The sequence below is a fragment of the Flavobacterium branchiicola genome (assembly GCF_018383905.1).
GTDB lineage: Bacteria > Bacteroidota > Bacteroidia > Flavobacteriales > Flavobacteriaceae > Flavobacterium > Flavobacterium branchiicola.
The window spans coordinates 17,566-31,267 of record NZ_JAGYWA010000006.1 but is presented as its reverse complement, the minus strand read 5'-3'; the positions used below and the strand labels follow the sequence as shown (position 1 = coordinate 31,267).

Genomic DNA, 13,702 nt, shown 5'->3' with positions numbered 1-13,702 from the left:
AGCAGTCCGCAATCAATCCTGTAAATGTACGTAAAACAACTCTTACTAATTTGATTACTAAATAAATACAAATTAAAAAAATGTTACTTTAATGTAAAAAACATGCGTTTTAAGAGTTCAGAATTTAGAAAAAAAAGTATTTTTGCCTAAAAAAAAATAACCTCGATAGAATATGAAAAAGACTTTACTACTACTTACATTCCTTTTTAGTTTTCAATTTTCAACTGTTTCTGCGCAAACTCAATTAGAAGTAAACGGCGTTACAGTTCCAAGAAAAATTGAAGTACAAAACAAAACAATGCAATTAAATGGTGCCGGCGGAAGATCAAAAATGTGGTTGGAAGTTTATGTTCAGGCGCTTTATTTATCGCAATTAAGCCAGGATCCAAAATTCATTATCGATAGTGATACTGAAATGGCTGTGCGAATTGAAATTACCTCAGCTATGGTTTCTTCAAACAAATTAACAAAAGCGATGAATGCAGGTTTTGAAAAATCTGCGGGAAGTAATCTTGAATCCTTACGTCCAAGAATTGAGCAGTTCAAAACGTATCTAAGCGATGTTATTACAGAAAAAGATGTTTTTATATTATGGTATAATCCACTTGACCAAACAATAAACGTTATTAAAAATGATGTTGTAAAAGGAAAAGTACCTGGATTTGATTTTAAACAAGCCTTATTTGGAATCTGGCTTTCTGACAAACCAGTTGACGAAACTTTGAAAAAACATTTATTAGGAATATAATTCAGGAATTCTTAAAAAGATCCGAAATTCGAAAGCCGAAAACCTTATAGTTTTCGGCTTTCTTTTTTTTCTTCATTAAAATTGAAACAAAATACATTATTCGCATTATTCTATTTTATATATTTACGCAAAATAAACATATCTCAACAAAATGAAAGATTTATTACAACAATTTGAAAATAAGGAACCTGAAATTGTGTTTAACTGGAAAGATTCTGAAACTGAAGCCGAAGGATGGACTGTGATTAACTCACTTCGTGGAGGAGCTGCCGGTGGAGGAACAAGAATGAGAAAAGGCTTAGATATGAACGAAGTTTTATCTCTGGCTAAAACAATGGAAGTTAAATTTTCAGTTTCCGGACCTGCAATTGGAGGCGCTAAATCTGGAATAAATTTTGACCCGAATGATCCTCGCAAAAAAGGAGTTTTACAACGTTGGTACAAAGCTGTTTCTCCTTTATTAAAAAGTTACTACGGAACTGGTGGTGATTTGAATGTTGATGAGATTCACGAAGTTATCCCAATGACAGAAGAATGTGGTGTTTGGCATCCGCAGGAAGGTGTTTTCAACGGACATTTTAAACCAACAGAAGCAGACAAAATCAATAGAATTGGTCAATTACGTCAAGGTGTTATCAAGGTAATCGAAAATCCGAAATTCTCTCCGGACGTTACCAGAAAATATACTGTTGCAGATATGATTACTGGTTATGGCGTTGCGGAAGCTGTTCGCCATTTCTACGCTACTTATGGTGGAGAAATAAAAGGTAAAAAAGCAATCGTACAAGGTTTTGGAAACGTGGGTTCTGCAGCAGCATTTTATTTAGCTGAAATGGGAGCAAAAGTTATCGGAATTATTGACCGTGACGGAGGATTAATCAAAGAAGAAGGTTTTTCTTTTGAAGAAATCAGAACTTTATTTTTAAATAAAGATGGTAACAAATTAGTTGCTGATAATATGATTCCGTTTGAAGAAATCAATTCTAAAATCTGGACAATTGGCGCTGAAATTTTTACACCATGTGCAGCTTCAAGATTGGTAACTCAGGGACAAATTGACAATTTAATTGCAAACGGACTTGAAGTAATTTCATGTGGTGCGAATGTTCCTTTTGCAGATAAAGAAATTTTCTTCGGATCTATTATGGAAGAAGTGGATCATAAAGTAAGTTTGATTCCTGATTTTATCTCAAACTGCGGAATGGCGAGAGTTTTTGCTTATTTCATGGAGAAAAAAGTTCAAATGACAGATGAGGCTATTTTTAATGACACTTCTGAAACTATAAAAAATGCAATTGTTAAAGCACATGCTTTAAGTGCATCTAAAACAAATATTAGTGCAACTGCTTTTGAAATTGCTTTGAAACAGTTAGTGTAAAAACTATACATTCTACTCTATATCAAAAGGATCAAATTTAATTTGGTCCTTTTTTGTTTCCCGCAGATTACGAAGATCACGAAGATCTATTAAAATCCATTGCATAAAACAAATCTGCATGATCTGCTAAATCTGCGAGCTAAAAAACATTAATCTCAAAGTAAAACAATCACTTCCATTCTAAACAATTTTTACTACTTTTAAACGTTTTTTAATAATACAATTACAAAATTCAGAATTAAATGAGTTCCTCTATTTCTGCAGATCAAAAGAAATCATTACTCTTTACAACCGCTATATATGCAGCCATACTTATATTGCTGTTTTTTATACGTTTTTGGCCTCCTTATAATCCGGAGAATAATGTCGCTCTTGCCGAAGGCGGCGGTGGCGGCGGTGGTGTAACTGTAAATTTTGGTGACAGCGATTTAGGTTCGGGAGCGAATTATAAAAGTGAAGTTCTGGATGTAAAAAATAATGTAAAACAAGCTCCGGCAAAATCAAGGCCGGAAGAAGAAGCTATAATATCACAGGAAAACACAACTGCAGAAAATGATGTTGTTATTCCGACAAAGGAAAAACCTAAAAAACCTGTTCCTGTTGAAAAACCGGTACAAAAACCTGTTCCGGAGAAGCCAAAAGTTTCGAACTCAACAAACGATGCTTTAGCGAGCATTATGAAAGGTTCTAATAAAGGTGGCGACGGAGATGATAAAGTTGCAGGAAATAAAGGAAAAGCAAACGGAAGTTTAGGATCTAACGGTTATTATGGCAGCGGTGGTTCTGGCGGAGGAACCGGAGGCGGTAACGGCACCGGACATGGAATTGGAACCGGAAGCGGTTACGGAGCCGGAAGCGGCGGTGGTTCAGGAGGCGGATCTGGATATTCTTTAGGAAACAGAAAGGCATTATCTAAACCTGCACCAAAATATACTTGTAATGAAGAAGGAACCGTTGTAGTTGAAGTTTCGGTAGATCAAACTGGAAAAACCGTAAGTGCAACTGCCGGAATAAAAGGAACTACAAACAAAGCAAGTTGTTTATTAGACCAGGCGAGAATTGCTGCCATGAACACCAAATGGGAATCTGACAGCGATGCTCCTGTAAAACAGGTTGGGAAAATTATTTACAATTTTAGTTTGAATTAAAATAAAACTCAAATACACAAAAAAGGCTTTCAGATTTACTGAAAGCCTTTTTTTATACGCTAGTTTGTCATTTCGACGTAAGGAGAAATCGCACTCGCAAATCGACAAAGATTGACGACTTTCTTTGTGGAGTTTCTAGTGTGATTTCTCGTTCCTCGAAATGACAATATTGCGGTTACAGGGCGCATTTCCGCGCACTATCTGTTTCGCCTGTTCGCTGTCTGTCATGAGAGTCTTCTTTCTTCGATCGATAAAATTGCGACGAATATTCTAGTGTGATTTCTCGTTCCTAGAAATCACAAACTTAGCAAAATTAAATGCAATTGCTTCATTTCTCGAAATAACAAAACTTGTAGTGTTTCCGTTTGCGTGAGAGATAGAAGCAATCCGCCGCGGCGGACGCGTATAGCTCGACCAGAATAAAAAAATGGGCGAATCAACGTTATGCTGATTGGCCCATTTTTTTATTCTGGTCACGCCCTAATTATTATTTTATTTCGGACTTGTAGCGATGACAAACTTTAAATTGTTCTTTACTCCTATTTGCAGAACATCGACTAAATCTTGTACTTGCAAATTAAACGGAATTCGAACTACTACGGTTTGTTCTTTGTCTGTACCAATTTTTGACATTAAACTGGTTTCCAGATTTTCGAAATCTACGGGTTCTTTATCAATATAGAATTTCTTGTCTTCTGTAACCGATAGACTTATGAGTTGCTTATTTGTTTTTTCGTTTGCTTTGGCTTTTGGCAATGTCATTTTAATAACATTAGGATTTGCCAGTGTTGAAATAATAAGAAAAAACAACAACAGGAAAAACATAATATCACTTAAAGATGAAGTTGCTACCTCAGCATGAAATCTTCTTTTTCTTTTAATAGACATACTTTATGCTCTTTGAATTATATTGACAAATTCTAAAATTTGTTTCTGAATTTTTAAAGCAAAATCATCAATTTTTCCGTTCAGTAAGTGGTAGGCGCTATAAGCAATAATACCTACAATTAATCCTGAACCTGAACTGATCATTTTTTCGTATAAACCTCCCGATATATTCCCGATACTGATATTTTCTGTAACCGAAATGCTGTAGAAAATTTTAATAACTCCCGAAATTGTTCCGATGAAACCAAGCGTTGGCGCAATACCGGCAATAAGTCCGAGATGACCTAAACGTCTTTCCATTTCACCAATTTCGATATCGGCAGCGCGATCCATATTTGATTCAATTTCTGCAATTGGTCTTCCAATTACGAGAACACCTTCTTTCAGGATATTTCCGGCTGCAGTATTACTTCTTTCTACAATTGTTCTTGCCAGTTCAATATTTCCTGCATTCAATTTATCTCCTACATCCTGCATTAATCTACTGTCAATTTTTGACGCTTTACTAATGTACATATAACGCTCGAAGATAACATATATAGTGTAAAACAATAAAATAGCAATTGGAATCAGGAAGACACCTCCTTTTAGGATAAAACCTAAAACTGAGATTTCGTTATTTGGAGCGATTTTTTCGATAACTACGTTAGATGCTGCGTTTGCGATGGTATCTGTTTGTAATTGAATGTAGCTAAACATATTTTAATTCTTGTTTTTATGATTAATTCTAAAAATTATTTGAAATTTGCACTAAAGATAATTTTCGCTGTACTATTAAACTACAAAAATCGAAAATTATTTCAATCAACAACCATTTTATCCAAAATAAATGAACTATCAAGAGACTACCAATTGGATGTTTAATCAACTCCCAATGTACCAGTTGCAAGGCGCTTCGGCATACAAAGAAGATTTAACCAATATTAAATTACTGGCAGCACATCTTGGTAATCCTGAAAATGGGTTAAAATGCATACACGTTGCGGGAACCAACGGAAAAGGTTCTACTTCGCATATGTTGTCGTCTGTATTGCAGGAAGCAGGATATAAAGTGGGATTATACACTTCGCCGCATTTAAAAGATTTTAGAGAAAGAATCAAGATAAATGGTGAAGAAATTTCAGAGGATTTTGTGATTGAATTTATAGACAAACACAAAACTTTTTTTGAAGCCAATGATATGAGTTTCTTCGAAATGTCTGTTGGTCTGGCATTTGATTATTTTGCTTCAAGAAAAGTAGATATTGCAATTATTGAAGTTGGCCTTGGCGGAAGACTTGATGCTACAAATATTATCACTCCTTTGGTTGCTGTAATTACAAATATAGATTTAGATCACACTCAGTTTTTAGGGAATACACCCGCTTTAATTGCAGGAGAAAAAGCCGGAATTATAAAACCTGAAATCCCTGTTGTTATTGGCGAATATACCTATGAAACGCAACCTGTATTTTTAGCTAAAGCCAAAGAAAAGAAAGCACCGATTTATTTTGCTGCTGATTTAATTGCTGAAGTTTTCCCGTCGGATTTGATTGGGGATTATCAGTTTCACAATAAAAAAACCGTTCAGCAAACTATTCAGATTTTAAACGAAACAACAAACTTTAAAGTTGCTGAAGAAAGCCTAAAATCAGGATTATTAAATGTGGTGAAAAATACCGGTTTGCAAGGCAGATGGCAGCAACTTGGTGAAAACCCAAAAATTATTTGCGACACAGCACATAACAAACACGGATTGGCGGTTGTAATGAATCAGATTCAGAAAGAAACATTTGATCATTTACATATTGTTCTTGGTGTTGTAAACGATAAAGACCTCGATTCTATTTTACCGCTCTTCCCAAAAAAAGCACAATATTATTTCTGCAGACCCGATTCTTCAAGGGGATTAAGTACCGAAATATTGCAGGATGCTGCTAAAAAGCATGATTTATTGGGAGAAAAATACGATTCGGTCGAAAAAGCTTTTCATGAGGCAAAGAAAAACGCTACAAAAAACGATTTTATTTATGTAGGCGGAAGTACGTTTGTAGTAGCGGAACTCCCTTTAAAATAAGACAATTAAAATTTGACCCAAAACTGGGAGTAAAACTTTATTTAAAAACCGTAAAAGCTTGATTTTTAATGTTTTAAATTTGTTAAGTTTTTTTAATAACCAAACAAATTTATTATCATGAAAAAAAGAAGAAAACTTCTGGGGCTTGTCCTATGGATGACTCTGGTGTGCATTCCCGGAAATGCACAGGAAAAAGAAAAACCAGTCTTTATCACCATGACTACGCTACATCGCAGTCTCGATGCAAAGGCTAAAGACTGGAAAGCGGCAGAGCAGGAATACTTTGATAAAGTGACCAGCAAAAATGATCTTATTATTGGTTCGGAAATTCTGACTCATTACTACACAGACGACAATACCGAAATTGTTCTGGTTAGTGTTTACAAATCCTGGGAAGATATCGAGAAAGCAAATGCAATAAGTGATGAACTTGCTGAAAAAGCATGGCCGGACGAAAAAGCACGGAAAGCCTTTTTTGATAAATACAACGCATTTTATACTCCCCTGCATTCTGATGAAATTTATCAGAGCGTTACTTCCGTTGGCGAAAAGCCGTATAAGGATGAAACCAAGAAGCCAATGATTGTTTACATTCGAAAATCGCAGATGAGCATGAAAGGAAATGGTAAAAATGCAAAAGAGTTTAATGAAAAAATCACTTTCAAGGATCCGTTTATAAAAGCTTATTATCCTTTTCGTCATGCGTGGGGATCTAACAGCACCGATTTTATGGAAGCCTTTTTTTATGATTCGCTGTCCGATATGGAAAAATCGAATGATAAAATAGATGAATTGATCAAGTCAACCTGGCCTAATGAGAAAGATGCGGATGCTTTTTTTGATGAACTGGAGAAATCTTTCACGGGAAAACACGGCGACTACATCTATAGAAACATTCCGTCGGTCTCAAAATAAAAAACAACCAAAAAATATACTTTTATAACAAATTCTGCATCAGCAAGATAGAAAATACATGAAAAAAACTTTGATTTTTTTCTGTATTTTCTTTGCAGAACTCGAAAACAAGCGTATATTTGCACTCGCAATCACAAACGATAGCAACCTAGTAAAATAGGGCGATTAGCTCAGCTGGTTCAGAGCACCTCGTTTACACCGAGGGGGTCGGGGGTTCGAACCCCTCATCGCCCACCAAGAAACTCCTTAAGAAATTAAGGAGTTTTTTTTTATGCCTTATATTATGAGTTACTATAAGCACGTATCTGATATCGGATTCTCATCATTGTTAATCTCAATTCATAATTTAATTTCTTTACAGATATAGCCTTTCTTATCAAAAAAATCTTTTGGAAAATTCATTAGATAATCCCCTTGCAATTGCCATAATATTAATGTTCCATTTTTAAGAAAGATCCAGCGAGAAAAACTTTTTCTCGAATCTGTATGTTCAGTCAATTCATAAAAGATTGCATCTTTGTACTGCCCGTCGTATTTATTTTTATCTATTCCGTTTTCTTCTAAATCTTCTTTGAAATTATTTTGTGCTTCTAAACTTAATGACTTAGACTTAACCCAATGTATTTCTCCCAAACAAGTATCGCAACTTAAAGTATACTTGTATACTGGATTATCCTGCAACAAACGTATTAAATTATCCTTTTTATAAATTATTGATCTTTTAGTTCCTAATAATTCATTTGCCCCTGAAATTGTATTAAATTGAATATTTTTTGAAATTTCCACATCCTTCAAATACATCTCAAGGCACATACGACCAGAATCTCCACCCCACTCGATTGAGGACATGTCCATAATTTCCGCCTTAGTTATTTCAAACTCTTTCTTTAAAGCCCTAAAAGTTCTTGGATATTTATTCCTGGCTTCTAAATAACTTTCTTTATCAGCAAGAAAAGCTCCATAAATTCCTCCAATAAACGAATTGTCAAAATCTTGCCCACTTAATCTTTCCTTATTGCTTGGAAATATATCAGGCAATAATTCAGCGATCACCTCCGGAATTTTTGAATTGTAAACTTTTCTTTTCTTAAGAATCCATGGAAGCATATAGGGATATTGTCCAAATGAATATGCTGAAAGTGTATCTTTTTCTTTTATCACATTTACAACAACTAGCGGATAATCATCTGTCCAAACTGAGCCTTGAAGAGATAAAGCAACTTTATTCGCTTTCTCATAATCTTTAATTATGCTAATTGCTATAGAATCTATTTCGGTGGTTTTCGTTTTCTTTGCATATGCTTTCCAAAGCTTTTCAGCATTAGAAACAAGCCATAAAGAATCTCTTCCAAAAGAAACCAAAGGTTGATCAAAAGAAACCGAATCTTTTTGCGTTAGCAATCTCACCAATTCGGAAACCAATTTAGAATCAACTTTTTTGATTATTGAATCCGGTTTCTCTAACGGTGTAAGCCAAAATTTTTGATTCTGAATTTGAAATTTATTTTCAAAACTTGAAAAACCTCCTTTACTATCTATGATAATGATTTTATCCCAATCATCTGATGAAGCACTATTATTTTGCCCAAATAAAACTTGAACTAAGAATAAAAAAAATACTATGATTAAAGATCGGTTACTTAGAATTAAACGAATTTGCATATTAACAGATTTCCTATGATTTTTATACTTTAAGATTCAACTAATCGACAATCCAATATCAATCATTACTTTGTAATTTCTCGCATACTTTTTCGAGAAGCTTCTTAGTTTGTTTGAAATATTTCATTTTATCATCAATCTCTTTGATTTTAGCTTGAAAAAGTTCAAGAGTTTCTGATTTCGAGTCAGTACCTTCAAACCATGTAGTCAATATTTTTTTTATTTCTGCTAAGCTAAAACCAACTTCCCTCGCTTCAATAATAATTTCTAAACGCTCAACAGCATTTTCATCATAATATTTATAATTATTTGATTTCACTTCTTCATTAGTCAATCCTTTAATCATTCCTAAATTTTCATAATATCTAATAGTATGAACTGACAGCCCTGTTTTCTTTGATAATTCGTTTATAAGCATAGTTTTATTCTTTAATAAAAAAACAATAAAGTATAGAGTATAGTCTATACTTTAACATTGCAAATGTACTGATTATTTAGTTTTTAAAAGCAAAATAAATACAAAGTAAAAAAAATCATAAAAGACATTCTCCAAAGTCTTACGATTGAAGCTTTTGCTCGATACAGCTTAAAATAAAAAAACTCCTTAATTTCTTAAGGAGTTTTGTCTTTTAAAACCAGACCACAATAATTGTCTGCCTGTTTATATTTATTTTAAAACCGTATCGCAAATTTCATTCAACATATTTTGTCTTAGTTTTGAATTTCTTTGGTCAAGAAGAATGATGATTCCCCAATTTTTAGCTCTGTTGTAACATATAATTGAAGATTGTCCCATAGAATCTCCCGATTTCATATACAGCGTATTTTTATCATCGGTTACAATGTTGAGTGCTAATCCTAATTCGCGTTTTTCATCTTTATAAAAAATTTGCTCTGTAATTAAAGCTGCTTTACCCACTTTGGTTTCTTTATTTAAAACTGCTTTTAAATATTTAACCATATCCACAGCGTTCGATTTTACTAATCCTGCCGGTGCAGTAACATTCCAGTTAAAGAATTCCTGAATTCCTCCGTCAGGATTATGAGCTTCTGTTTTGTTTTTTACGTTAAAATCTTTAGTCAGTGTCGTTTTCATTTTCAACGGTACTATTATTTTTTCTCTAATAATTTCGTCATAACTTTTATTGTACACTTTTTCTAATATTTGTCCCAACAAAGTAATACCAATTGTAGAATATCTGTATTTACCATAATCTTTCAACTCTGTACAAGTATTAACTATATCTGCCAATGTTTTCTCAGTAACATTACTTACCGGTTGTTGCGGATTAAGTTCTATTAATTTTCCGAAATCAATATCAGGTAATCCAGACTGATGAGAACCCAGATCTGAAATTTTTATTTTGTTTTTTAAGCTTTCCTGCAATACATATTGTTTCGGCAAAAAGTTGTCGATATAATCATCGGCTTTTATTTTGTGCTCTAAAATAGCTTGTGCCATTAAATTGGCAGTCAAAATTTTGGTAATCGATGCAATTTCGAATAATGAGTTTTTATCAATTTTACTTGTACCTGCAGAATTCAACTTTCCATAAGAAGTATAAAATTCTTCATCGTTTTTGATAAACCCAACGCTAATACCCACATTAGGATTTTTTTGATGATGAACGTTTACTATCGAATCAATTTTTTTGGTAATATCTTGTCCAAAAGTAAAGTTGCTTATTACTAAAAGTGTTGCTAAAAATTTTAATGAAGTTTTCATTGTATCGTGTTTTAAGGTTAGAAGTTTATTTCGATACAAATTTGCGAAAGAAGCCACCGGTGTGCGACCGAGTAAAAAAAGTCGAACGCATTTGTTTAAAAAAATAGGTGCGAATAATTTTCAAAGCACGTACGAGTAATTACAAAACGTTATTTTACAGTAGTTTACAAGAATAAAAAGCAACTAAAACCTGCATTGGATGGAATTACTTATTTTGATTTAAGTTTGAAAAAAATCAGTTGCCTCCATCTTTAGATGGAGTTATATAAAATCAGTGCAAAGATGGCTTTAGCCAAAAATGGTACAGATTTGGCATTTTTGGCTAAAGCCCGTATTATCAATTTCTGAAATCCCCTGGTTGAAACCAGGGGCTATGGAAAAAAAATTAATAACCAATAGCCGTTGAGTGTAATCATTTTATTTCATTTCATCGAATGGATTAAGCGCAGTCTTTTATTTTTTTGATTCTAATTCGTAATCTTAACTTCTTGTTTGTCGCTTGTGCGAAAAATTGTATTTTTGTTTTACACTTGTGTTGAACTACTGTAACTCACATTTTAAATTATGTTTTTTACAGCTCCTGTTTATTATACTTAATTATTATCTTTGAATTATGAGCACACTAACTAGACCAAATCATATAGGGCGAAAAATAAGCCGTATTCGTGAACTTCGTGATATGAAACAGGAAGCTTTAGCACAGGCTTTAGGCACAAACCAGCAAGCGATTTCTATTTTAGAAAATAGCGAAACTATAGATGAGGAAAAACTTATTGAAATTGCAAAAGCACTTGGTGTAACGGTAGACGCTATTAAGAATTTTACAGAAGAAAATATGATTAATTTTTTTAATACTTTTAATGACACTGTAAATAATAGCCACTTTGCAAGTACTAACCACAACTGCACTTTTAATCCTCTTGATAAAGTAGTTGAACTTTACGAACGTTTAGTTCAATCTGAAAAAGATAAAGTAGAATATTTAGAAAAATTATTAAAAGGAAAATAACCTTTTATAAAAGATATATAATGCAAAAAGAGACTTTCGGGTCTCTTTTTGTATTTATTATATTACCCCAAATCGAATAACTCTACAAAGTTTAAGTTGCGACTAATTTTGTTTATATTTTTCTACAACATACTTCTCCAATAATTTATCAAATCTTGGATCTTTTCCAAAAGCATATTTCTCCGGTAATCCGAATTTAATTTTGAAATCCTTGTCCGGGTAAGTATAAACTCGATCACAACTAAAAGAAGAAAAAAGATTCCAAAACCAAAATCCATATATTCTCTTTTTATTTAAAACCATTACAACTGGTAATCCCGAAAGTTCAATTTTAAGTTTCTTCAATTTTTCTTTTCCAGATATATTTAGAGATATCTTCTGATTCTTCCAATTAAAATTTTCTATATCATTTTCATCTAAAATTGGTTTGTCAGATAACTCTACCGTTTTTTCATCAAAACAATATTCGCAATCTTTTAATGATTTTTTAAAACCTTCTTTTACAGTATATATTTCAATTCCGGATTTGTTAGACTCAATTGAAAATCCAAAAAGTATAAATGCAAAAAGTAATGTAAATAAATATCTCATGCCTTTTAAATTTGTTACATTTTATACAAATCAATCATAACTTTCCTTTCTTCAAACAACGTCCTCGTGGTTCATCGCCTTCATGAAGTACAATATCCGAATGTAAAAACTCAGCGGCAGCTGCGGAATCTTTTACTTTTACAGCACTTCGTTTTAGCATTTCGGCTTCATACACATTCAATACACTTTCTCTAAGTCCGGCTTCCCTCCATTTAGACAAAGGTCTGCATTCTTTGGTAATTGTTCGTGCCAGCGAAAGCGCATCCAATAAAGCCTGATTTGCGCCCTGTCCTTTAAACGGACTCATTGGGTGAGCGGCATCTCCAATTAAAGTTGCTTTTCCTGCTTTCTTCAAAACCTCTGCATTCAGCAATTCACGATCATATACCGGATAACCCGAAATTTGAGCTTCGTGCGTGGCTTCTAAAATTTGAGGAATCGGATCATGCCATTGTGTTCTTCGGCACGCTTCTTCTTTAAGTGCTTTGGTTCCTTTAGCGCTTAATGCTTTTGCTTCTTCCTCCAACATCGGAAAACTTAATTGCCACATTACAGAATCTGATTTATAAGGCATAATATAAATTCGCTCATTGCCATTTGCAGTCTGAAATACTGTTGCCGAATCTAACAAAGAATTATTTAAACCTTCGATCGCGCTCAAAGGACAAATACCCAATATTACAATGCAGCCCAAATAGCGCAACGGAAAAGTATCTTCACCAACCAACAATCTGCGTACAACACTTCGAATACCATCGGCACCAACCACAAGATCAGTTTTGTAGTGTTTTGTTTCTCCGTTTACCAGAAAATTCAATTCGATACCATTATTTTCAGATTCCTCAAAATCTATTAATTGATGTCCCCACTGCACAACATTATGTCCGCCAAGTTGCTCAAGCAATTCCAGACGCAACGATTGTCGCGCAATATGTATATTTGATCGTTTTTGAAATGTTGTTGCATCAGACGGAATCCATTTTCGAACGCCCCATTCACCAATTACTTTTCCTTCTGTAGTATGAACCAAATGTCTGGTAGAAACTACGCCATCTTTTAAAGCAAAAATTCCTAATCCGTTGATGGCTTTACTGGCTTGTTGCAGTGTAAGTCCGTAACCCTGAGAACGGGCTTCAAAATTAAGATCGCGTTCAAATAAAGTAAAAGGAATTTTTCGGTGCAAACAAGCCACTGCCAGAGCTACACCCCCAATTCCGCCACCAATAATAGCAACATGCGGGTAATTTTCAATATCTGCTGCGGGAAAATTTACAGAAGCAATCAATCCGGAACCTGAACAATTCTGACACACAATTTTATGCGCCTTTGGTTTGACTGGTTCAATTCCTTGTTTATCGGACTTTTCAAATTGCTCTAATTCCTGTTGGTAACGAAGTCGTACTTTCTTGCTCAGTCTTTGGCTTTTTTTACCAAGTCCCTGACATTCCTCACAAATCGTCCAGCATGTTTCTTTCTTTTTCACCTTTTTTATTTCTCTTTATTATCAACGTTTTGCATCACACAAAAGCTTTGCAAAATTAAAACAAAAGATGACCAGTACAAAATGGCGTTAGGGTTTTA

13 protein-coding genes and 1 tRNA gene are annotated in these 13,702 nt (G+C 33.8%); 7 read left to right on the top strand and 7 right to left on the bottom strand.

Annotated elements, in window-relative coordinates:
- Window positions 1-172: 172 nt before the first annotated feature.
- The 3 genes from KHA98_RS15315 to KHA98_RS15305 all read left to right on the top strand — a co-directional run bounded on the left by KHA98_RS15315 (window position 173) and on the right by KHA98_RS15305 (window position 3,274).
- Window positions 173-748, top strand: a complete 576-nt coding sequence (locus tag KHA98_RS15315) for a chalcone isomerase family protein (RefSeq protein WP_213258800.1) — start codon at window positions 173-175, stop codon at window positions 746-748.
- 151 nt (window positions 749-899) lie between these two features.
- Entirely contained in the window at window positions 900-2,126 is a 1,227-nt protein-coding gene (locus KHA98_RS15310) for a Glu/Leu/Phe/Val dehydrogenase dimerization domain-containing protein (RefSeq protein WP_213258799.1), read from the top strand.
- Window positions 2,127-2,368: 242 nt separating this feature from the next.
- Window positions 2,369-3,274, top strand: a complete 906-nt coding sequence (locus KHA98_RS15305; RefSeq protein ID WP_213258798.1) for an energy transducer TonB — start codon at window positions 2,369-2,371, stop codon at window positions 3,272-3,274.
- 492 nt (window positions 3,275-3,766) lie between these two features.
- Here KHA98_RS15305 and KHA98_RS15300 read toward each other — a convergent pair whose 3' ends face one another.
- Both KHA98_RS15300 and KHA98_RS15295 read right to left on the bottom strand, forming a co-directional pair.
- Entirely contained in the window at window positions 3,767-4,162 is a 396-nt protein-coding gene (locus tag KHA98_RS15300) for an ExbD/TolR family protein (protein ID WP_026728937.1), read from the bottom strand.
- A 3-nt stretch (window positions 4,163-4,165) separates the two neighbouring features.
- Window positions 4,166-4,861, bottom strand: coding sequence for a MotA/TolQ/ExbB proton channel family protein (locus KHA98_RS15295; RefSeq protein WP_213258797.1), 696 nt, complete (start codon window positions 4,859-4,861; stop codon window positions 4,166-4,168).
- A gap of 130 nt (window positions 4,862-4,991) precedes the next feature.
- Between KHA98_RS15295 and KHA98_RS15290 the strand changes: the two genes are divergently transcribed.
- The 3 genes from KHA98_RS15290 to KHA98_RS15280 all read left to right on the top strand — a co-directional run bounded on the left by KHA98_RS15290 (window position 4,992) and on the right by KHA98_RS15280 (window position 7,370).
- Window positions 4,992-6,218, top strand: a complete 1,227-nt coding sequence (locus KHA98_RS15290) for a bifunctional folylpolyglutamate synthase/dihydrofolate synthase (protein WP_213258796.1) — start codon at window positions 4,992-4,994, stop codon at window positions 6,216-6,218.
- 117 nt (window positions 6,219-6,335) lie between these two features.
- The gene (locus tag KHA98_RS15285) at window positions 6,336-7,133 is read left to right on the top strand and encodes a hypothetical protein (protein WP_213258795.1); all 798 of its coding nucleotides are present in this window, start codon (window positions 6,336-6,338) and stop codon (window positions 7,131-7,133) included.
- A 159-nt stretch (window positions 7,134-7,292) separates the two neighbouring features.
- Window positions 7,293-7,370, top strand: a tRNA-Val gene (locus KHA98_RS15280).
- A gap of 102 nt (window positions 7,371-7,472) precedes the next feature.
- On the opposite strand, the gene KHA98_RS15275 is transcribed toward KHA98_RS15280, so the two are convergent.
- From KHA98_RS15275 to KHA98_RS15265, 3 genes are all read right to left on the bottom strand, one after another.
- Window positions 7,473-8,795: a hypothetical protein gene (locus tag KHA98_RS15275; RefSeq protein WP_213258794.1), complete on the bottom strand. Its 1,323-nt coding sequence runs from the start codon at window positions 8,793-8,795 to the stop codon at window positions 7,473-7,475.
- A gap of 58 nt (window positions 8,796-8,853) precedes the next feature.
- The gene (locus KHA98_RS15270) at window positions 8,854-9,213 is read right to left on the bottom strand and encodes a MerR family transcriptional regulator (RefSeq protein WP_213258793.1); all 360 of its coding nucleotides are present in this window, start codon (window positions 9,211-9,213) and stop codon (window positions 8,854-8,856) included.
- 249 nt (window positions 9,214-9,462) lie between these two features.
- Window positions 9,463-10,521 (bottom strand): serine hydrolase domain-containing protein, encoded by a 1,059-nt coding sequence (locus KHA98_RS15265; protein WP_213258792.1) that lies wholly within the window; start codon window positions 10,519-10,521, stop codon window positions 9,463-9,465.
- 613 nt (window positions 10,522-11,134) lie between these two features.
- On the opposite strand from KHA98_RS15265, the gene KHA98_RS15260 reads away from it, so the two are divergent.
- Window positions 11,135-11,530 (top strand): helix-turn-helix domain-containing protein, encoded by a 396-nt coding sequence (locus KHA98_RS15260; RefSeq protein ID WP_213258791.1) that lies wholly within the window; start codon window positions 11,135-11,137, stop codon window positions 11,528-11,530.
- Window positions 11,531-11,632: 102 nt separating this feature from the next.
- On the opposite strand, the gene KHA98_RS15255 is transcribed toward KHA98_RS15260, so the two are convergent.
- Together KHA98_RS15255 and KHA98_RS15250 are read right to left on the bottom strand one after the other, a co-directional pair.
- On the bottom strand, window positions 11,633-12,121 hold the full coding sequence (locus KHA98_RS15255) for a hypothetical protein (protein ID WP_213258790.1): 489 nt from the start codon (window positions 12,119-12,121) through the stop codon (window positions 11,633-11,635).
- A 34-nt stretch (window positions 12,122-12,155) separates the two neighbouring features.
- Entirely contained in the window at window positions 12,156-13,613 is a 1,458-nt protein-coding gene (locus KHA98_RS15250; protein WP_213259159.1) for an FAD-dependent oxidoreductase, read from the bottom strand.
- Between the last annotated feature and the right edge of the window lie 89 nt (window positions 13,614-13,702).